At 55.0% G+C, this 20,119-nt stretch carries 17 protein-coding genes and 1 pseudogene; 7 read left to right on the forward strand and 11 right to left on the reverse strand.

The features are described from left to right. Positions 1 to 82 precede the first annotated feature (82 nt). From DW56_RS16465 to DW56_RS16475, 4 genes and pseudogenes are all read left to right on the forward strand, one after another. Positions 83 to 505: a hypothetical protein gene (locus tag DW56_RS16465; protein WP_024552025.1), complete on the forward strand. Its 423-nt coding sequence runs from the start codon at positions 83 to 85 to the stop codon at positions 503 to 505. Between the two features lie 89 nt (positions 506 to 594). Then, positions 595 to 2,262, forward strand: a complete 1,668-nt coding sequence (glnS, locus tag DW56_RS16470; RefSeq protein WP_024552026.1) for a glutamine--tRNA ligase — start codon at positions 595 to 597, stop codon at positions 2,260 to 2,262. A 545-nt stretch (positions 2,263 to 2,807) separates the two neighbouring features. Continuing rightward, positions 2,808 to 3,017 (forward strand): annotated as a pseudogene (locus DW56_RS21830) (ChiP family protein); the annotation flags it as partial. 41 nt (positions 3,018 to 3,058) lie between these two features. Further along, positions 3,059 to 5,707, forward strand: a complete 2,649-nt coding sequence (locus DW56_RS16475) for a beta-N-acetylhexosaminidase (protein ID WP_024552027.1) — start codon at positions 3,059 to 3,061, stop codon at positions 5,705 to 5,707. 50 nt (positions 5,708 to 5,757) lie between these two features. Here DW56_RS16475 and DW56_RS16480 read toward each other — a convergent pair whose 3' ends face one another. The 5 genes from DW56_RS16480 to ybfF form a co-directional block, all read right to left on the reverse strand. Next, on the reverse strand, positions 5,758 to 6,378 hold the full coding sequence (locus tag DW56_RS16480; RefSeq protein WP_024552028.1) for a helix-turn-helix domain-containing protein: 621 nt from the start codon (positions 6,376 to 6,378) through the stop codon (positions 5,758 to 5,760). Positions 6,379 to 6,702: 324 nt separating this feature from the next. Next, a complete protein-coding gene (fur, locus tag DW56_RS16485; protein ID WP_024552029.1) occupies positions 6,703 to 7,155 on the reverse strand; it encodes a ferric iron uptake transcriptional regulator in 453 nt (150 codons plus the stop codon). A gap of 296 nt (positions 7,156 to 7,451) precedes the next feature. Beyond that, positions 7,452 to 7,982, reverse strand: coding sequence for a flavodoxin FldA (gene fldA, locus DW56_RS16490; RefSeq protein ID WP_024552030.1), 531 nt, complete (start codon positions 7,980 to 7,982; stop codon positions 7,452 to 7,454). A gap of 156 nt (positions 7,983 to 8,138) precedes the next feature. Then, complete coding sequence (gene ybfE / locus DW56_RS16495) at positions 8,139 to 8,420, reverse strand: LexA regulated protein (RefSeq protein WP_024552031.1); 282 nt, start codon at positions 8,418 to 8,420, stop codon at positions 8,139 to 8,141. 129 nt (positions 8,421 to 8,549) lie between these two features. Beyond that, on the reverse strand, positions 8,550 to 9,317 hold the full coding sequence (ybfF, locus tag DW56_RS16500) for an esterase (protein ID WP_024552032.1): 768 nt from the start codon (positions 9,315 to 9,317) through the stop codon (positions 8,550 to 8,552). 184 nt (positions 9,318 to 9,501) lie between these two features. Here ybfF and seqA point away from each other — a divergent pair, with 184 nt between their 5' ends. Together seqA and pgm are read left to right on the forward strand one after the other, a co-directional pair. Further along, a complete protein-coding gene (seqA, locus tag DW56_RS16505) occupies positions 9,502 to 10,044 on the forward strand; it encodes a replication initiation negative regulator SeqA (protein WP_024552033.1) in 543 nt (180 codons plus the stop codon). A 24-nt stretch (positions 10,045 to 10,068) separates the two neighbouring features. Continuing rightward, the gene (gene pgm, locus DW56_RS16510) at positions 10,069 to 11,709 is read left to right on the forward strand and encodes a phosphoglucomutase (alpha-D-glucose-1,6-bisphosphate-dependent) (RefSeq protein WP_024552034.1); all 1,641 of its coding nucleotides are present in this window, start codon (positions 10,069 to 10,071) and stop codon (positions 11,707 to 11,709) included. A 47-nt stretch (positions 11,710 to 11,756) separates the two neighbouring features. Here the strand turns inward: pgm and kdpE are convergent, their stop codons facing one another. The 6 genes from kdpE to kdpF are packed head-to-tail and all read right to left on the reverse strand — an operon-like array spanning position 11,757 to position 19,549. Then, positions 11,757 to 12,434 (reverse strand): two-component system response regulator KdpE, encoded by a 678-nt coding sequence (gene kdpE / locus DW56_RS16515; RefSeq protein ID WP_024552035.1) that lies wholly within the window; start codon positions 12,432 to 12,434, stop codon positions 11,757 to 11,759. Further along, on the reverse strand, positions 12,431 to 15,115 hold the full coding sequence (kdpD, locus tag DW56_RS16520) for a two-component system sensor histidine kinase KdpD (RefSeq protein WP_024552036.1): 2,685 nt from the start codon (positions 15,113 to 15,115) through the stop codon (positions 12,431 to 12,433). The genes kdpE and kdpD overlap by 4 nt, the downstream gene beginning before the upstream one ends. Positions 15,116 to 15,125: 10 nt before the next feature. Further along, positions 15,126 to 15,698, reverse strand: a complete 573-nt coding sequence (kdpC, locus tag DW56_RS16525; protein ID WP_024552037.1) for a potassium-transporting ATPase subunit KdpC — start codon at positions 15,696 to 15,698, stop codon at positions 15,126 to 15,128. A gap of 10 nt (positions 15,699 to 15,708) precedes the next feature. Continuing rightward, a complete protein-coding gene (kdpB, locus tag DW56_RS16530) occupies positions 15,709 to 17,757 on the reverse strand; it encodes a potassium-transporting ATPase subunit KdpB (RefSeq protein WP_024552038.1) in 2,049 nt (682 codons plus the stop codon). Between the two features lie 20 nt (positions 17,758 to 17,777). Next, a complete protein-coding gene (gene kdpA, locus DW56_RS16535; RefSeq protein WP_024552039.1) occupies positions 17,778 to 19,460 on the reverse strand; it encodes a potassium-transporting ATPase subunit KdpA in 1,683 nt (560 codons plus the stop codon). Continuing rightward, entirely contained in the window at positions 19,460 to 19,549 is a 90-nt protein-coding gene (gene kdpF / locus DW56_RS21835; protein WP_071789728.1) for a K(+)-transporting ATPase subunit F, read from the reverse strand. The genes kdpA and kdpF overlap by 1 nt, the downstream gene beginning before the upstream one ends. Positions 19,550 to 19,858: 309 nt before the next feature. On the opposite strand from kdpF, the gene DW56_RS21840 reads away from it, so the two are divergent. Beyond that, entirely contained in the window at positions 19,859 to 20,065 is a 207-nt protein-coding gene (locus tag DW56_RS21840; RefSeq protein WP_024552040.1) for a YbfA family protein, read from the forward strand. Positions 20,066 to 20,119 lie beyond the last annotated feature (54 nt).

Consider the following 20,119-nt stretch of genomic DNA (forward strand, 5'->3'; position numbering starts at 1 on the left):
GCCTCAGGCGGCGGGGAATTTCCCCGCCGCTTTTTTTTTGCCAGCCAGGGACATGAATTAAAAACAGAAAAAGGAGAGAGCAGTGAAAAAAACCGTAGCGCTACTGGCCGCCTTATTGCTAAGCGGCTGCATCCCACGCTATGCCACCGTGCGGCCTGCTTTAGATGTCCAGGTGAAAAATAACCAGAACGAGCCGGTAGCCGACGCGACAATGTGGCTGCTGACGCAAAGAATGCCGCCCGGGTATTATCCGCCGGCAGAGAAATTTAGCAGCGATGCGCAGGGGCGAATCCGGGTAGAAAGAAAGTCTCAGTGGGAAACCCTGATTTTCTTTCTGCATGGCGTTAATTTTTACAGCTGGCGGTGGTGCATTGAAGCGCCTGGCTACCACTTTGTCGAAGGTGAAAACGACAGGTTTAGCGAAGCCGTTATTCTGCAACGCGCCGCAACCCCTTCCCGCTGTCCTGACGCTCTGCGGCAAAGCGGCGAGGTAACCAGCGGGTAGCGCTAATTTGTATAAGTAAAGGTTGTTTCCTGCTTCTGCTTATAAGATCATGTTGCGTTAACTGATGTTTACGCTTTGAGGAATCTACGATGAGTGAGGCTGAAGCCCGCCCGACTAACTTTATCCGCCAGATCATCGATGAAGATTTGGCCAGTGGTAAGCACACTACCATCTGCACCCGTTTTCCGCCGGAGCCGAACGGCTATTTGCATATCGGACACGCAAAATCGATTTGCCTGAACTTTGGCATCGCCCAGGATTATCAGGGGCAATGTAACCTGCGTTTTGACGATACTAACCCGGTGAAAGAAGACATCGAGTATGTTGAGTCCATTAAAAACGACGTGCAGTGGCTGGGCTTTCACTGGTCGGGCGATGTGCGCTACTCCTCTGACTATTTTGACCAGCTTCATCACTATGCGGTTGAGCTGATCAATAAAGGTCTTGCCTACGTTGACGAGCTTTCGCCGGAGCAGATTCGCGAGTACCGCGGCACGCTGACGCAGCCGGGTAAAAACAGCCCGTACCGCGACCGCAGCGTAGAAGAAAACCTGGCGCTGTTTGAAAAAATGCGCAATGGCGAATTCGCAGAGGGCACCGCGTGCCTGCGCGCGAAAATCGACATGGCATCGCCTTTCATCGTCATGCGCGACCCGGTGCTGTATCGCATTAAGTTTGCTGAACACCACCAGACCGGCAACAAGTGGTGCATCTATCCGATGTATGACTTTACCCACTGCATTTCCGATGCGCTGGAAGGCATTACCCACTCGCTGTGTACGCTGGAGTTCCAGGACAACCGTCGTCTGTATGACTGGGTGCTGGATAACATCACTATTCCCGTACACCCGCGTCAGTATGAGTTTTCGCGCCTTAACCTCGAATACGCGGTGATGTCCAAGCGTAAGCTGAATTTGCTGGTAACCGACAAAATTGTAGAAGGCTGGGACGACCCGCGTATGCCGACCATTTCGGGCCTGCGTCGTCGTGGCTATACCGCCGCATCTATCCGCGAATTCTGCAAACGCATCGGCGTAACCAAGCAGGACAACACCGTAGAGATGGCGGCGCTGGAAGCCTGCATTCGCGAAGATCTCAATGAAAACGCGCCGCGCGCCATGGCCGTTATCGATCCGGTTAAGCTTGTTATTGAAAACTACCCGCAGGGGCAGACAGAACAGGTCGTCATGCCTAACCATCCGAATAAACCGGAAATGGGCAGCCGTGAAGTGCCGTTCTCAGGTGAAATCTGGATTGACCGTGCCGATTTCCGTGAAGAAGCTAACAAGCAGTACAAGCGCTTGGTGCTGGGCAAAGAAGTACGCCTGCGCAACGCCTATGTCATCAAAGCTGAGCGAGTTGAAAAAGACGCGGAAGGCAACATCACGACCATTTACTGTACTTACGACGCAGAAACGCTCAGTAAGGATCCGGCGGATGGACGCAAAGTGAAAGGTGTTATCCATTGGGTCAGCGCGCAGCATGCGTTGCCGGTAGAAATTCGTCTGTACGATCGTCTGTTCAGCGTGGCGAACCCGGGCGGCGCGGAAGATTTCCTCGCGACCATTAACCCGGAATCGCTGGTCATCCGCCAGGGTTTTGCAGAGCCGAGCCTGCAAAATGCCGAAATGGGTAAAGCTTATCAGTTTGAGCGCGAGGGCTATTTTTGCCTCGACAGCCGCCATACCTCAGCGGAAAAACGCGTTTTTAACCGCACCGTAGGGCTTCGCGACACCTGGGCCAAAACTGGCGAGTAAGCCGCACTATAAAAAACGCCGCGCAATGCGGCGTTTTTTTTGCTCGTTTATCGGGAAAGCTATTTTTACTGGCCCCGGCAGCGCGGTTGTGCAGGGTTTAAAATATTCATACTCTGAACGGCGATTAAATAAAATAGAGTGAGCTTTAGTTAATGGGATGGATTTCATTAACTAGTGATGATGTTTTTAATTTTTGTTTGTCTACATACTATTATTACGGCATAAAAATAGAACATCACCTCTGGCTCGCCACAAAAATATATTTTTATTCTCTTCAGGTAATTACTGCGCTAATTTTTTTATTGGTGATTTGTATATTTACGTTTTATTCCCCTGGAATCCAGCCTGGCTACGCAGCGAGTACGCCCGGCTTCGACTTTGCGATCTTTCCGGCAACTGAAATTGCGTTTTCATCCAGTCATTAAGCATCGGATGAAGCATGGCCAGGCGATAAAAGCGGCGTCAGGCTTTATTAAGCCGCGAAGTTTAAACATGGCCCAACAGGGACGCGCGCCGGGTTCAACGCCTGCCAGCGATGGTTACGACCTGACTCTCACCTCAATGAATCGGCTTACAGCCTGGATGCAATTTATACCTTTGTAGAAGGGCGCGCGAAGGGAACCACGTTTAAGCTGCATTTCACGCAGTACGACAATCATTCCGGCATTCCGGGTTATGGCGGTGGTTACGGCACTATTTTTCAGGACGAACGTGATGTGAATTGTATCGTTATCGCGCCGTTCACGCTGTTGTGAGTCGCTAACCCACAAAACTGTCTCGCTCTGAGGGAACAATAATGAAGAGATTACAGCGTACTCTGTTAGCTCTCGCTCTGGCGGGGTTAACGGGCAACGCCAACGCTGACCAGAATCTGGCGGATAAACTGGGCCAGTTCACGCTCAATTATGCCGTCCTGGATAATCACGCCGGGCAACACGGCGTTGACTGCGCGGCGCTGGGCGCCGATTGGGCGGCCTGTAGCAAAGCCACGATTACGTTAACTAACCATGGCGAGGCCATCACCGACAAAAACTGGATTATCTGGTTTCCCAGTATCCGGCGAGTTCTGAAAGTAGAAAACGCGCAATTTAAAATAACGCATGTTATGGGCGATCTGCATAAGCTTGAGCCTGGCGATAAATTTACAGGCTTTCCTGCCGGGCAGGCCGTCACTATTCCCATCATCAATGAATACTGGCAACTTTTTATTACCGATGTGCTGCCCCGCTGGTATGTCACTTCAGGCGACAGCCGTCCTGTCATTATCGCGAATACAAATACGGAAGCGTTAACCGATTTTGTTAGCTTACCGGGCGAACAATGGAAGCGTACGCCGGATGATAAAAATGTGTTGATGACCGCCGAAGCGCGTTACAGCAAAAACAGCGATGTGCCTTTGGCCGACGCCGCCACGCTGCGCGGCGAGATAGTACCGAAGCCGAAAGCGGTGACTATTCATGCAGAAAACGCGGATATAAGCCAGGGGGTTCAGCTCCAGCTTGACTCGCTTACGCCTGCCTCTCGTGAAGCGATTGTCACGCGCTTAAAGCTGTTTGGCGTTAAAACAGGGCAGGGGTACCCGGTTAAATCCCGCATCGCGCCTGATGCTTTTAAACAGGCTGATGCGGTATCGGGCGCCTATCATTTGCAGATCGATCGGCAAGAAGCGACGATCACGGGCTTTGATGCCGCTGGCGTGTTCTATGGCGCGCAGTCATTCCTTTCTTTATTATCTGCGCAAGATAATCAACAGGTTGCAACGCTTGAAGCCAGCGATGCCCCTCGTTTTAGCTGGCGCGCCATTCACCTGGATGTCGGACGACATTTTCACTCAAAAGCAGCGGTGCTGCGTCTGCTTGATCAAATGGCCGCTTATAAGCTCAACAAATTTCATTTTCACCTGAGCGATGACGAAGGGTGGCGGCTGGAGATCCCGGGCTTGCCAGAGCTTACGACGGTAGGCGCAAATCGCTGTCACGACCTCAGCGAGAAACATTGTCTCCTGCCGCAGTTGGGTTCAGGACCCAACAGCGACAACAACGGCAGCGGTTTTTTCACGCGTGATGATTATATCGGGATAGTGAAATATGCGGCGGCGAGACACATTGACGTTATTCCTGAAATCGATATGCCCGCGCACGCCAGAGCGGCGGTGGTTGCAATGGAAGCCCGCTACGATCGCTTAATGAAGGCGGGCAAAAAAGATGACGCCGACTATTATCGGCTGTTGGATCCAACCGATACTTCAAATACTACGGGCGTACAATATTACAACCGTACTGGTTACATTAACCCCTGCCTCGCCTCATCCCGACATTTTGCCGATAAGGTCATCACTGAAGTGCAAAAAATGCATCAGGAAGCGGGGGCGCCGCTCGCCGTCTGGCACGCAGGCGGTGACGAGGCGAAAAATATTTATCTTGGCTCGGGCTATACGGATAAAACACACCCGGAAGCCGGAAAGGGCATTATCGACATGAGCCGACAGAACAAGCCCTGGGAAAATTCACAAGCGTGTAAAAATCTGCTTGAGCAGGGCGCTGTAGCGGATGTTGAACACCTGTCGAGCTACTTTGGCGTAGAGCTAAGCAAGCTGGTCAACGCGCACGGTACAGGCACGATGCAGGCGTGGCAGGATGGCCTGAAAGATGCGAAAGACGCCAGCGTGTTCAGTACCGGGCAGGTGAATGTCAATTTCTGGGATACGCTTTTTTGGGGCGGTTTTGATACGGCGAATGACTGGGCGAATAAAGGCTTTCGCGTCGTGATTTCGAATCCCGATTATCTTTATCTCGATTTTCCTTATGAAGTGAACCCGGTGGAAAGTGGCTATTACTGGGGGGCGCGCTTCAGCGATGAGCGTAAGATTTTCAGTTTCGCGCCAGATAACCTGCCACAGAATGCAGAAACCTCTGTTGACCGCGATGGCAACTATTTCAGCGCTAAATCGGATAAGCCATGGCCTGGCGCGCTGGGTCTGTCTGCGCAGCTCTGGAGTGAAGTCATTCGTACCGATAAGCAGATGGAGTACATGATGTACCCACGGCTTATCGTCGTCGCGGAGCGCGCCTGGCACCGGGCCGCCTGGGAACAAGACTACAAGCCCGGACGTGAATATCAGGGCGGCGTAACGCAGTGGGTGGATAGCCGCACACTTGCTGCGGACTGGGCGCGCTTTGCAAACCTTACAGGTAACCGCGAACTGGCGAAGCTCGACAAAGCGGGGATTCAGTATCGTTTACCGGTGCCGGGAGCCAGGGTTGAAAATGGCGTGTTGGCTATTAATACCAGCCTTCCGGGGCTAAGCGCGCAATACTCCACCGACGGCGGCAAAAGCTGGCAACGCTATGATGATAAAGCGCGGCCCAACGTTGATACTGAGATTCAGGTGCGCGCCGTCAGCCCGAATGGACAGCGGTATAGTCGTATCGAACATGTGAAATAAGCTTGGTTAATAAAAAGACCCGCATGGCGGCGGGTCTTTTTTACAGGAAATTACAGGTTTTCAGGCAATGTACGAAGCGTGGTCAGTTTGCCTTTATGTATTTCAACGTAATTTTCGCTCCGCAGCTGCGACAGTGTTTTCATTACCATGCTGCGAGAAAGATTGGTTCGCTTAACGATATAGTCGGCGACATTAATTTTATTACGCATAAACTCATCCATTGCAGCCAGGGTAGTTAAGTTTCCTTTAATCATCAGGTAACTGTTATGGCCCAGAAGAAGTTCTTCGCGGTAGCAAAGTAAATCAATATTCCATGCAAAAACCTTATATAACTGCTGCTGGCATTGCTGGCATTGCTGGCTTTCCACTTCACTCATAAATGTGTCGAATGGAATGAGCTGGTAATGGCATTCCGCATCCGCCTGAACTTTGAAATAGCTTTTTTTATGAAAGTTGCGCGCAAGGCCTACAATAGAAGGCGCGCTGCACTTTTCAATCAGCAATCTGTCACTTTTTCGTAACACTGAAAAAAGGCCGCCGCGTATTATGCAAATAAAACCATCACGCGTTGGTATGGTGGTATTTTTTTCTGCGCGGTGCCAGTTGCCATATCCGTTAAAAATATCGGAAAGGCGATAAATTTCGGCAAGAGGCTTTTGAGGTATAACCATAACGGTGGCCTTGTGTAAGTATTTTATTAGAAAGAATAACGGAGCAGCATTTTAATAGGGTTGATTTTTTAACTGCAATACGGGGAGGTGGGAAGGGATATCACAACAGGGAATATTATAGAGTTAACTCTTTGAATTGTGTAATTATTTACTTTTTCTGAAAAGCAAAAGTAAGAAAAAGATAAGGTAAAATAGCGCCTTGACCTGTGCATTAAAAATGAAATTGTTAACCCTTTATCCACTAAAGGGTATTTTGACAAAAAGCCTATATAAAAAAACCGGCCTTGGCCGGTTTAAGAAGGTTGTTGCTTACGCTACTAAGCGTTATTTCTCGCTGACTTCATGCGCATGTTCGTCTTCACGGCAGTCACCGTCAGCGCAATGCCCGTAGAGATAAAGGCTGTGGTTAGTCAGACGAATGCCGTGGCGGGAAGCGATTTCACGCTGGCGTAATTCGATAGAGTCATCACTGAATTCGATGACTTTGCCGCAGTCAAGGCAGATAAGATGATCGTGATGATGCTGTTGAGTCAGTTCGAAAACCGATTTGCCGCCTTCGAAATTATGACGCGTGACAATGCCCGCATCGTCAAACTGGTTCAATACGCGGTAAACGGTCGCGAGACCAATTTCTTCGCCCATGTCAATGAGGCGCTTGTACAAGTCTTCCGCACTGACGTGGTGGTTTACTGGCTCCTGTAACACTTCAAGGATTTTTAATCGTGGAAGCGTGACTTTCAGGCCAGCCTTCTTTAATGCGGTATTATTGTCAGTCATGCGGAATCTGTCCTGTTGCTAAACGGTGTGCTCCGGAGAGCTTAAGATCGGATGCGCTGAAGATGAATGCGTCTCATTATAGAACTGACAGATCTAAATGAAAACTGCAAGCCTCTCTCAGTGGCGCTATTCAAAACGTGGCGAGCACGGCCTGGCCGTCTCGTTACCCGAAAATCCAGAAGGGTATTGTACAGATATGCAGGGCAAAGTTAAAAATTTGTAGCAATCATTTTTATCGGTTTTATCTATCAATATTCATGAAACGGCGATAAAAATATATTATCGCCGTCACAACATCAGGCGTTGATGATTTCCTGCAAGTGCAGTTCCTCTGAAACCTGTTTGACCCATTTCTCAACGCGCTCAGCGGTCAGTTCAGGCTGACGGTCTTCGTCTATAGCCAGACCGACAAAGTGGTCGTCATCGGCCAGACCTTTAGAGGCTTCGAAATGGTAACCCGCGGTCGGCCAGTGGCCTACGATGGTCGCGCCGCGCGGTTCGATAATGTCGCGAATGGTGCCCAGCGCATCGCAGAAATATTCTGCGTAATCTTCCTGGTCGCCGCAGCCGAAAAGCGCCACCAGCTTGCCGTTAAAGTCGATCTCTTCAAGGGTAGGGAAAAAATCATCCCAGTCGCACTGTGCTTCGCCGTAGTACCAGGTCGGGATGCCAAGCAGCAGAATATCGAAAGCTTCCAGATCTTCTTTGCTGCTCTTAGCAATATCGTGCACTTCAGCAACGTCTTTCCCAAGCTGTTTCTGGATAACTTTTGCGATATTTTCGGTGTTGCCGGTGTCGCTGCCGAAAAAAATGCCTACGATTGCCATGAGAAAAATAACCTCTTGAATCCTAATGATATGGTAGTGGCAAAATGCCCACAGATAGGGCAATCATAGCAGAACAGAGAAGAGGGCGGAAACTGCTATCACGGTAGGGTGCACACTCTGACACATTTCCACATGAAAATAAGGGGTTTTGCGGGTTCAGTTATTAAGCGTCTTAAGCTGTTCCAGCAGTATTTCTTCGATTAACTCGCTGCGGCTCATATTGCGCGCCTGCGCAAGCTCTGTCAGCGCGTCGACCGCTTCTGCGTTCAGTTTCAGCTCAACGCGCTTAAGCCCGCGAACTTTGTCGCGCTTTAGCTGGTTCCGTTTGTTAACACGTAACTGTTCGTCACGCGACAGCGGATTGGTTTTCGGGCGACCCGGGCGACGCTCGTCCGCGAACAGATCTAATGTCGTACGGTCCGTTTGTTCTTTGGCCATGATTTGACTACTGACAGGGGAAACAGGCTGCCGGAGCGGATGCCCGGGTGTCATTCAGCGCGCCATCATACATCAGGGAGCGAGGCGCGCCAACGCGTTAGCGGCATGTTAGCGCCAGTCGGCGCGTTTTTAATCAGTTTCCAGGAAGCGACGAATGGCGCGTAATACGGCCTCTGGTTTTTCAGCATGTACCCAGTGTCCGGCGCCAGCAATGACATGCGCACGCGCAGCCGGGAACTGTTTAAGCAACGCCTCGCGGTGATTTTCCTGCACGTAAGGAGAAGCGCCGCCAGCGATAAACAGCGAAGGGCCAGACCATGCGGGCACCTCCTGCCAGCCAACGATATTCGCGTACTGGTCCCAAAGCACCGGGACATTGAAGCGCCATTCCCCATCGGCAAAGGATTTTAGCAAAAACTGCACCACGCCTTCCTCGGACAGATGCTCGCGCATAATGGCCGCCGCCTCCTGACGCGTCGCAACGCCCGCCTCGCTTACCGCGCGAATGGCCGCAAAAATTTCGTCATGACGGCGCACCTGATAATCAACAGGCGCGATATCAATCGCCACCAGTTTAACCACTCGGTCAGGTATCAGCGCGGTAACCGCCATCGCCGCTTTCCCTCCCATGGAATGGCCGATAAGCACCGCCTTTTCAAGCTGATGCGCGTTCATAGTATCAACAATATCGCGGGCCATGGCAGCGTAGGTCATTTCATCGTCGCGCGGCGAGAGACCGTGATTGCGCATGTCCACCTGCAATACATCACGATCTTTCACCAGATCCCGGGCCAGTATACCCAGGTTATCCAGGCTGCCGAACAGGCCGTGGATCAATACAGCCGGTGAATTGTTATTCGGTTGTTGTGCAGATTGCATTCGGGTATTCAATTTCATGGCAAAGTTCTTTTTTTGCATCTGAAAGGTTAGGGTATCATGTTGACCATTCTGCCGTCCGGCTGCAAGGTTCCAGTTAATTCCGACTTTTGCCGCCCCTCCAGGTGTGACGCTATCCGCTGTTGGGTTTTACTTCTATAATCCCAACGACTTGTATTCAGAAAAGATATTGCACTGGATTAAGATGAAAACGATTGAAGTTGATGACGAGCTGTATCGCTACATTGCCAGCCACACTCAGCACATTGGCGAAAGCGCGTCCGACATTTTGCGGCGCATGCTCAAAGTTGCCGCCGCCTCTCAGGCCGCTGCCGCGCCTGCGAAAGAAAGCGCGCCTGTTAGCGCGACCGCTGCCGAAAAACCGGCTAACCCCGCCAAAGACCGCGTTCGCGCCATGCGCGAGCTGCTCTTATCGGACGAATACGCCGAACAGAAGCGCGCGGTCAATCGTTTCATGCTGGTGCTGTCTACACTCTATTCACTGGATGCGAAAGCGTTCGCAGAGGCCACCGAGTCGTTGCACGGCCGCACCCGCGTCTATTTCGCAGGTGACGAGCAAACGCTGTTGCAAAGCGGCAACCAGACCAAGCCCAAACATGTTCCGGGCACGCCATACTGGGTAATTACGAATACGAATACGGGCCGCAAATGCAGCATGATCGAACACATTATGCAGACCATGCAGTTCCCGGCGGAATTAATTGAAAAGGTTTGCGGCACCATCTAACACAAGCGTCAGAAGGATCAGGCCATGGCAATGCATAACCGTGCGGGTCAACCCGCGCAACAAAGTGATTTGATTAACGTCGCGCAGCTTACCGCGCAGTACTACGTATTAAAGCCGGAAATCGGCAACGTTGAGCATGCTGTAAAGTTCGGCACTTCCGGCCACCGCGGCAGCGCAGGGCGCCATAGTTTTAACGAGCCGCATATCCTTGCCATCGCCCAGGCGATAGCGGAAGAACGCGCTAAAAACGGCATTACCGGCCCTTGCTATGTAGGCAAAGATACCCACGCTCTCTCCGAACCGGCTTTTATCTCCGTGCTGGAAGTGCTGGCCGCCAACGGCGTTGACATCATCGTGCAGGAAAACAACGGTTATACGCCAACGCCTGCGGTTTCTAACGCCATCCTGGTCCATAACAAAAACGGCGGCGCTCAGGCGGACGGCATTGTTATCACGCCGTCCCACAACCCGCCGGAAGACGGCGGCATTAAATATAATCCGCCGAATGGCGGGCCGGCGGATACCAACGTCACCAAAGTGGTGGAAGATCGCGCCAACGCCCTGCTGGCGAACGGCCTGAAAGAGGTCAAACGTCTTCCCCTTGACGAAGCCTGGGCCAGCGGCCGCATTCAGGAAAAAGATCTGGTGCAGCCGTTTATCGAAGGGCTGGCGGATATCGTCGACATGGCGGCTATCCAGAAAGCGGGCCTGAAGCTTGGCGTGGATCCGCTGGGCGGCTCCGGTATTGAATACTGGAAGCGCATCGCGGAGCACTACAAGCTCGACCTGACCCTTGTTAACGATCAGGTTGATCAGACTTTCCGCTTCATGCATCTGGATAAAGATGGCGCGATCCGCATGGACTGCTCATCTGAATCGGCAATGGCGGGCTTGCTGGCGCTGCGCGACAAATTCGACCTGGCCTTCGCCAACGATCCGGATTACGACCGTCACGGCATTGTTACCCCGGCAGGGCTGATGAACCCGAACCATTATCTGGCGGTTGCGATTAACTATCTGTTCCAGCATCGTCCTCAGTGGGGCAATGAAGTCGCTGTCGGCAAAACGCTGGTCTCTTCCGCCATGATTGACCGCGTGGTAAATGACCTCGGCCGCAAGCTGGTGGAAGTGCCGGTAGGCTTTAAGTGGTTCGTCGATGGTCTTTATGACGGCAGCTTCGGCTTCGGCGGCGAAGAGAGCGCAGGCGCCTCTTTCCTGCGTTTTGACGGCACGCCGTGGTCCACCGATAAAGACGGCATCATCATGTGTCTGCTGGCGGCGGAAATCACTGCGGTCACGGGTAAAAACCCGCAGCAACACTATGACGAACTGGCCGAACGCTTCGGCGCGCCGAGCTATAACCGTTTGCAGGCCTCCGCCACCTCCGCGCAAAAAGCCGCGCTTTCTAAGCTGTCGCCGGAAATGGTCAGCGCCAGCACGCTGGCGGGCGACCCGATCACGGCGCGTCTGACGGCGGCGCCGGGTAATGGCGCTTCCATCGGCGGGCTGAAAGTGATGACCGATAACGGCTGGTTCGCCGCCCGTCCGTCCGGCACGGAAGATGCCTACAAAATCTATTGTGAAAGCTTCCTCGGGGCGGAGCATCGCAAGCAGATTGAGAAAGAAGCGGTGGAAATCGTCAGCGAAGTGTTGAAAAACGCCTGATAAGCCGCTGACGCATTACGAAAAAGGAGCGCACTGCGCTCCTTTTTTTACAGCATAAACCGGTAGCCTATGCCGGTTTCTGTCAGTAAATGGCGCGGACGCGCGGGGTCGCTCTCCAGTTTCTGGCGCAGATGGCCCATATAAATGCGCAAATAATGGCTGTGCTCCACCGCGTTCGGCCCCCAGACCTGGCTTAAAAGCTGACGCTGCGTCAGCACCTTGCCATGATTGTTAAGCAGCACTGCCAGCAGGCGAAACTCGATTGGCGTGAGATGGATCTCTTCATCGCCGCGCAAAATGCGTCGGCTCGCGAGATCGACACGAATATCGGAAAAGTGATAAGCCGGCTCGTCGGGCGTTGCGCTGGCGTGGCGACGCAATGCCACGCGCAACCGCGCCTGCAATTCGCCGATACCGAAGGGCTTGCTCAGGTAATCATCCGCGCCGGCGTCAAGCGCCGCTATCTTATCTTCTTCCTCGCTGCGCGCAGAAAGCACAATCACCGGGCGCTGGCTCCACTGGCGAAAATCGCGGATAAAATCCAGCCCGTCACCGTCAGGCAAGCCGAGATCGAGAATAACCAGATCCGGCTTACGGGTCGCGGCTTCAATCAGCCCACGCTGCAAGGTTTCCGCTTCGTGCACGCGCAGGCCTTCGCTCTCCAGCGCAGCGCGAAGAAAGCGGCGGATCTCTTTTTCATCTTCGACAATCAGTACGCTAATCACAGGTCCTCATGCATATCCAGCTCAGGGGCGCGCGGCGCAGGCAACAGCACATGAAAACTCGCGCCGCCTTCCGGGCGGTTTTCAGCGTAAATGAAGCCGCCGTGGACCTCAACTATCGCCTGGCAAATAGCAAGACCAAGGCCTACGCCGGGAATGGCGGATTCTTTGTTGCCGCGGGCGAATTTCGCGAAGATAGCCGCCTCCTGCCCTGGCGGGATCCCCGGCCCGCTGTCCCAGACCTCCAGCGCCAGCTGCTCATCGCGACGGCCAGCCCGCACGCCAATACGCGCCGCAGGCCCCGCGTACTTCACGGCATTTTCCAGCAGGTTAATCAACACCCGCTCCAGCAGGGCGCCGTCAACGTAAATCAGCATGAGCGGGTCCGGCAGCGTCAGTTCAATATGCCGCCCGCCAAGCCCCGGCTCAAGCATGTTAAGCGCGCTGCCGACCACTTCTTCAAGCGTCAGCCACTCCTTGCGCAGGCTGAAGCCCCCGGACTGTATTCGCGCCATATCGAGCAAGTTATTTACCAGCCGGGTGGTATTCAGCACATGCTGACGAATGGCGCTGGCCTGCGGCGCGTGTTTTGAGCCTTCGGAAGCCAGGTCAAGCGTCAGGATCTCCGCCTGGCCAAAAAGCACGGTGAGCGGGGTGCGCAAATCGTGAGAGAGCGCCGCCAGCAGGGAATTTCGCAATTGCTCGCGCTCGCTTGCCATACGCGCCTGTTCTTCGCTTTCCGTCAGCCAGAGTCTTTCTAGCGCGCTTGCCATAAGCAGGGTAAAGGTTTCCAGCAGGCGTTGCTGTTCAGGGATCATCAACTGACGCAGGCTGGAGGGCTCCACAACCAGCAGACCAAGCGTTTTCTGCGCGGTGCGCAGCGGCAGGATCTGGTATGGCACGCCCGGCAGGGTATCGGTACCCGCGCCTGCCGGCAGGCCATTGTCAAAGCTCCAGCGGGCAATGGCTTCATCCCAGGCGCTGATGCCGGCGCTTTCCACCGGCGGCGCCAGTTTGCCTTGCGCGTCGGGCAACAGCAGCAGGCTGCGGGCATGAAAAGTGGATTCGATAAAGCGTCCGCTGGTCACCGCGATATCCTGCGCCGAACGGCCCACCGCCAGCGCTTTCGACATTTCATAGAGATGACGAGTGCGCTGCTCCCGGTAGCGGGCAATGCGCGCCTGATAGCGGACGCCGGCGGTCAGGTTGCCGATAATCAGCCCAACGGTCAGCATGACCGCGAACGTCAGCAAATACTGGACGTCGGATACCGCCAGCGTGCCGCGCGGGGCGATGAAAAAGAGATCGAAACTGACGACGTTTATGACCGTCGCCAACACCGAAGGCCAGCGCCCGTAAAAAAGCGCCACCATCACCACGCCCAGCAGATAAACCATCACCAGGTTCGCGGCATCGAAGGCGGAGAGCCACTGGTTCGCCACAAGCGTAATCAGCGTGCAGAGCAGCAGGGCGACAATACAGCCGCGAATTTGCACGCGCCATTTATCTTTGAAAGGGCGGCCATCCTGCGTTTTAACCGTGCTGGCGAGCGGCTTGTCATCCAGCGCGACTATCAACACATCAAGATCCGGCGCATGACGAGCCAGCCGTTCGGCGAACGTCTCGCGCCACCACCCGCGGCGGCGGTGACGCCTGCCGATAATCATTTTGCCCAGATTATGCTCCCGGGCGTAGCGAAGCAGCGCTTTCTCTTCTTCCGCTTCGGCAAGCGTGGCGGTTTCAGCCCCTAACTCCTGCGCAAGGCGCAGCGCGCTTAAGATGGCGCGGCGGGATTTTTCCGGCAGGCGATGCAGCCTCGGCGTTTCAACATAAACGGCATGCCAGACGCTGCCGAGTTTTGCCGCAAGGCGCGCGGCGGTGCGCACCAGCTTTTCGTTGCCGCTGCCATGGCCGATGCACAGCAAAATAGCGTCTCGCGTGTGCCAGACTTTTTCCAGCCCCTGGTTATCACGCCATACGCGCATCTGCTCGTCTACCCGGTCGGCGGTGCGCCGCAGCGCCAGCTCGCGCAGGGCGATCAGATTACCTTTGCGAAAGAAATGCTCAATGGCGCGCTCCGCCTGGCCTGCGATATAAACTTTGCCTTCATGCAGGCGCTGGCGCAGGTCGTCTGGCGGCAGGTCCACCAGCACCACTTCATCAGCGGCGTCGAAGAAAGGATCTGGCACGGTTTCGCGTACCTGAATGCCGGTTACGCCGCCTACCACGTCGTTCAGGCTTTCCAGATGCTGAACGTTAACGGTGGTGAATACGTCGATGCCCGCGTTGAGCAACTCATCCACATCCTGCCAGCGTTTGGGATGACGGGAGCCAGGGGCATTACTGTGCGCCAGCTCATCCATCAGGATAAGCGCCGGACGGCGGGCCAGCGCGGCATCGAGATCGAACTCCTGTACAGTGCGGCTGCGGTGCTGGATACGTTTAAGGGGCTGGATAGCCAGCCCCTCAAGAAGCGCCGCCGTTTCCTGGCGGCCATGGGTTTCCACTACGCCGACCAGGATGTCCAGCCCCTGCTGGCGCAGGCGCTGGGCTTCCTGAAGCATGGCGTAGGTTTTACCCACGCCTGCGCAGGCGCCGAAGAAGATTTTGAGTTTGCCCCGCGTTCGGTGGTTCGCCTGGCTTAGCAGGCGATCCGGATCCGGGCGCATCGGTTCTTCGGTCATATCCCTTCCTTTATTTTTGCAGGGCATCCAGCGCGAGGTTGAGCTGCACCACATTTACCACCGGCTGGCCGATAAAGCCAGGCATCGGTTTTTGCGTCTGTTTTGCTACCTCTTGCGCCACCTGCTCAACGGAAAGCTGGCGAGCATGGGCGACGCGGGGGATCTGCCAGGCGGCGGCCTGCGGCGAAATACCGTAATCGAGCCCGCTGGCGGAAGCGGTCACCAGCTCCACCGGCACTGTGCGGTCAGCGTCAGGGTTGGCCGCGCGCAGGGCGTCGACTCTCGCCTGCACTTGTTTATCAAGCTCCGGGTTGCTGGCCGCCAGATTACTGCCGCCGGAAGCCATCGGATTATAAGGCGCTTCAGCGGTCGCGGAGGGGCGGCCCTGAAAATATTTCGCGTCGCTAAATGCCTGGCCGATAAGCCGCGAGCCGCGAATTTCGCCTGCCTGCTCAATCAACGATCCGTTCGCCTGTTCTTTAAACCACCATTGTCCAAGGGCAGTTGTAACGAGCGGGTAGAGGCTGCCAGTGATAAGCGTAAGCAACAGCAGCAGCATGATTGCGGGACGTAACATCGTCATAACCCTTTCCTCAGACCAGTCCAGTCAGCGTTAACAGTAAATCGATCGCTTTGATGCCGATAAAAGGCACCAGCAGCCCGCCTAACCCGTAAATCCACAGGTTGCGTCGCAGCATGGCGGCTGCGCTTAGCGGTTTGTAGCTCACCCCTTTCAGCGCCAGCGGGATCAAAAAGATGATAATGAGCGCATTGAAAATCACCGCGCTCAGGATGGCTGAAGCAGGGGTGTGCAGGTGCATGACGTTCAGCGCGTTAAGCTGCGGATAAGTGGCCGCAAACGCCGCCGGAATAATGGCGAAATATTTCGCCACGTCGTTGGCGATACTGAAGGTAGTAAGCGAGCCGCGCGTCATTAGCATCTGTTTGCCGATATGCACCACTTCGATAAGCTTGGTGGGGTTGGAGTCAAGATCCACCATGTTGCCTGCTTCCTTCGCCGCCTGGGTGCCGGAGTTCATCGCCACCGCCACGTCCGCCTGCGCGAGCGCCGGCGCGTCGTTGGTGCCATCGCCGGTCATCGCCACCAGACGGCCTTCCGCCTGGTACTGGCGGATCAGCGCGAGTTTGGCCTCCGGCGTCGCTTCGGAGAGAAAATCATCCACGCCCGCTTCAGCGGCGATAGCGGCGGCGGTCAGGCGGTTATCCCCGGTGATCATCACCGTTTTAATCCCCATTTTGCGCAGTTCGGCGAAGCGTTCTTTAATACCGCCTTTGACAATATCCTTAAGCGCTATAACGCCAAGGACATTCGCCCCTTCGGCTACCACCAGCGGCGTGCCGCCCTGGCGCGCGACCCCTTCCACCAGTGTATCCACCTGGCGCGGGAAGTGTCCGCCGTTCGCCTCTACATGGCGGCGAATGGCATCGACGGAGCCTTTGCGAATCATCCGCTCGCCGAGATTGATACCGCTCATGCGCGTCTGGGCGGTGAAGGGCACAAAGGTGGCGTTAAGGCTCTGCACGTCGCGTTCGCGCAGGTTGAAACGCTGCTTCGCCAGCACCACAATGCTGCGGCCTTCCGGCGTTTCGTCAGCAAGCGAGGCGAGCTGCGCGGCATCGGCGAGCTGCTGCTCGTCCACGCCCGGCGCAGGCAGAAAAGCGGAGGCCTGACGGTTGCCAAGCGTGATGGTGCCGGTCTTATCAAGCAGCAGGACGTCTACATCGCCTGCCGCCTCCACCGCGCGCCCGCTGGTGGCTATCACGTTCGCGCCCAGCATACGGCTCATGCCGGCGACGCCGATAGCCGACAGCAGCCCGCCAATCGTGGTGGGAATGAGGCACACCAGCAGCGCCACCAGCACCGTCACGCTGACAGCCGTGCCGCCATATTGCGAGAAAGGCCACAGGGTGGCGGTCGCCAGCAGGAAAACCAGCGTGAGCGCCACCAGCAAAATGGTGAGGGCGATTTCATTAGGCGTTTTACGGCGTTTCGCGTTCTCGACCATTGCAATCATCCGGTCGAGGAACGTCTCGCCCGGGTTAACGCTGCACTGGATCACCAGCCAGTCGGAAAGAATGCGCGTGCCGCCGGTCACCGACGCGAAATCGCCGCCCGATTCGCGGATAACCGGCGCGGATTCGCCGGTTATTGCGCTCTCATCCACCGAAGCGCCGCCTTCGATCACTTCGCCGTCGCAGGGGATAATGTCGCCCGCTTCCACCAGCACGATATCGCCTTTACGCAGCGCCGTAGCGGGCACAAGGTCTGCTTGGGCGTCATGCTGCGGCGCGCGCAGCTTGCGGGCAAACGCCGTTTTCTTCACGCCTTTCAGGCTGTTGGCCTGCGCTTTGCTGCGCCCTTCCGCCAGCGCTTCGGCGAAGTTAGCGAACAGTACGGTAAACCACAGCCACAGGCTGATAGCGCCGGTAAACAGGGCATGACCCGGCAGATGACCCGTCGCCATGGCGACAGCCAGACCGGTCGTCAACAGGCTGCCCAGCCAGACAATAAACATCACCGGGTTACGCCACTGCACGCGCGGGCTTAATTTTTTGAAAGAATCCTTTAACGCCTGACGAAACAAAGATGCCTCGAACAGCGCCAGTTGCTTGCGACTCATGTATAGCGACTCCGCAGTGGTCATTTCACAAGAGAAAGGTGTTCCGCAACCGGGCCTAAGGCGAGGGCGGGAATAAAGGTGAGCGCGCCTACCAGTAGCACCGTGCCGGTCAGCAGCCCGATAAAGAGCGCGCCGTGCGTGGGCAACGTGCCAACGCCTGCCGGCTGCGCCTTTTTCTCAACCAGCGAGCCGGCTATCGCCATGACCGGAATAATCACCAGAAAGCGGCCCAGCAGCATGCATACCGCCAGCAGCAGGTTCCAGAAAGGCGTGTTAGCGCCAAGGCCCGCAAAGGCGCTGCCGTTGTTGTTGGCGCCGGATGAGACGGCATAAAGCACTTCGCTAAAGCCGTGAATGCCGGGGTTATATATGCCGGCGCGACCGGCTTCGGTCATCATGGCAAGCGCGGTGCCGAGCAGTACCAGCGCAGGCGTCACCAGGATAGCCAGCGCGGTCATTTTCATTTCCCGCACGTCAATTTTTTTACCCAGATACTCCGGCGTGCGGCCAATCATCAGCCCGGCGATAAATACCGCCAGCAACACAAACAGCAGCATGCCGTACAGGCCAGAACCCACGCCGCCGAAAACCACTTCGCCGATTTGCATCAACCACATCGGGATCATGCCGCCGAGCGCGGTGAAGGAATCATGCATGGCGTTAACCGCGCCGCAGGAAGCCGCCGTGGTGACAACGGAAAAGAGGCTGCTCGCCAGAATGCCGAAGCGGCTTTCTTTGCCTTCCATGTTTATCGCGCTGTCTGCTCCCAGCGCCAGGAAATGGCTGTTGCCCTGGGTTTCCGCCCACATGACGACAACCACGCAGACGACAAAAATCACGCTCATCGACCAGAGGATCGCCCGGCCCTGGCGGGCGTCGCCCGTCGCTTCGCCAAAGGCAAAGCACAGGGCGGCGGGGATCAGGAAAATTGCCAGCATCTGCACGAAATTGGTCAGCGCGGTGGGGTTCTCAAAAGGGTGCGACGAGTTCGCATTGAAAAAACCGCCGCCGTTGGTGCCAAGCATTTTGATCGCTTCCTGCGACGCGACCGGCCCCATCGGCAGCAGCTGTTTCGCCCCTTCAAGAGAGGTATACGGCTGGTAGTCGGCGAAGTTTTGAATAGCCCCCTGCTGAATAAAAAACAGGGCGATAACCAGCGATATCGGCAGTAACACCCATAGCGTGACGCGCGTGAGATCTCGCCACGCGTTGCCAAGCGTGGTGACGGAGTGGCGCGCGAAAGCGCGGATCAGGGCAAACACGACGGCAATGCCGGTGGCGGCAGAGAGAAAGTTTTGCACGGTTAACCCGACAGCCTGGCTGAAATAGCTGACCGTGCTCTCGCCCGCGTAGGATTGCCAGTTGGTATTCGCCACAAAACTCACGGCTGTGTTGAGCGCCAGATGCCAGCTCAAACCCGGCAAATGTTGCGGATTCATCGGCAGCGAGCCTTGCAGCATCAGGATAGCGAACAGCGCCGCCAGCCCCAGCGCGTTAAACAGCAGAATGGCGAAAAGGTAATGTTTCCAGTCCATCTCTTCATGGCGAACGCCGCTAAAGGACCACAACCATTTTTCCACGCCGCCTACAACTGGCAGCGGCGCATCTTCAATGAGACGGGCAAGAAAACGGCCGAGGGGTTGCGCCAGCAGCATCAACACCAGCAGGAAACTGGCGATAAGTAAAAAAGCCGAAGCCGCCATCAGAACGCCTCCGCTTTGATAAGGGCATACACCAGGTAGCCTAACAACAGGAAAACCAGCACCACGCCAGCTATCACGCCTGCACTCACAATCCACCTCCAGTGGGGTATTCAGGATGGCGTGAGCTTAGAAATTCATGCGCAAAGATTTCGCAAAAAAAACGCGGCGGGATGTAAAAAAAATATAAAAATCCACAAAGCCATAATTTAACTAAGGGTTAGTATTTATTTAACCATTTTGTAACTTATTTACGGGAGAAATGTAAATATCGCCTTTATAAGGCTGAAATAGTGGTCGGAGGAGTAGTAAAATTACAAACAAAACGATACTATTTTAACCAGCTAACCGCTTATTACTTTTCGGCGCTTTTTGCCGGCTACACAAAAGGGGAGAAACCTATGTCTTTATATAAAGAATTTCCAGCGCATCGGATCCTCCTGCGTCGCGCGCTGGTTATCGTCGCTGGCGTGCTTGCGCTGCCGGTCATGCTGTTCTGGAAAGATCGCGCTCGTTTTTACAGCTACCTGCACCGCGTCTGGGCGAAAACCAGCGATAAACCGGTATGGATGGCGCAGTCTGAACAGGCTGCTTGCGATTTCTACTAAGGCGATAAACGCCAGACAGAAAAAAACCGCCGTAATGGCGGTTTTTTTTTTTTC

Source organism: Franconibacter helveticus LMG 23732 (assembly GCF_000463115.2).
Taxonomy (GTDB): Bacteria; Pseudomonadota; Gammaproteobacteria; order Enterobacterales; family Enterobacteriaceae; genus Franconibacter; species Franconibacter helveticus.

What these genes read in the sequence shown, in the direction of transcription:
- glnS (WP_024552026.1), top strand. Translation starts at nt 595, where the DNA reads ATGAGTGAGGCTGAAGCCCGCCCGACTAACTTTATCCGCCAGATCATC.
- DW56_RS16475 (WP_024552027.1), top strand. Translation starts at nt 3,059, where the DNA reads ATGAAGAGATTACAGCGTACTCTGTTAGCTCTCGCTCTGGCGGGGTTA.
- DW56_RS16480 (WP_024552028.1), bottom strand. Translation starts at nt 6,378, where the DNA reads ATGGTTATACCTCAAAAGCCTCTTGCCGAAATTTATCGCCTTTCCGAT.
- fur (WP_024552029.1), bottom strand. Translation starts at nt 7,155, where the DNA reads ATGACTGACAATAATACCGCATTAAAGAAGGCTGGCCTGAAAGTCACG.
- fldA (WP_024552030.1), bottom strand. Translation starts at nt 7,982, where the DNA reads ATGGCAATCGTAGGCATTTTTTTCGGCAGCGACACCGGCAACACCGAA.
- ybfE (WP_024552031.1), bottom strand. Translation starts at nt 8,420, where the DNA reads ATGGCCAAAGAACAAACGGACCGTACGACATTAGATCTGTTCGCGGAC.
- ybfF (WP_024552032.1), bottom strand. Translation starts at nt 9,317, where the DNA reads ATGAAATTGAATACCCGAATGCAATCTGCACAACAACCGAATAACAAT.
- seqA (WP_024552033.1), top strand. Translation starts at nt 9,502, where the DNA reads ATGAAAACGATTGAAGTTGATGACGAGCTGTATCGCTACATTGCCAGC.
- pgm (WP_024552034.1), top strand. Translation starts at nt 10,069, where the DNA reads ATGGCAATGCATAACCGTGCGGGTCAACCCGCGCAACAAAGTGATTTG.
- kdpD (WP_024552036.1), bottom strand. Translation starts at nt 15,115, where the DNA reads ATGACCGAAGAACCGATGCGCCCGGATCCGGATCGCCTGCTAAGCCAG.
- kdpC (WP_024552037.1), bottom strand. Translation starts at nt 15,698, where the DNA reads ATGACGATGTTACGTCCCGCAATCATGCTGCTGCTGTTGCTTACGCTT.
- kdpB (WP_024552038.1), bottom strand. Translation starts at nt 17,757, where the DNA reads ATGAGTCGCAAGCAACTGGCGCTGTTCGAGGCATCTTTGTTTCGTCAG.
- kdpA (WP_024552039.1), bottom strand. Translation starts at nt 19,460, where the DNA reads ATGGCGGCTTCGGCTTTTTTACTTATCGCCAGTTTCCTGCTGGTGTTG.
- DW56_RS21840 (WP_024552040.1), top strand. Translation starts at nt 19,859, where the DNA reads ATGTCTTTATATAAAGAATTTCCAGCGCATCGGATCCTCCTGCGTCGC.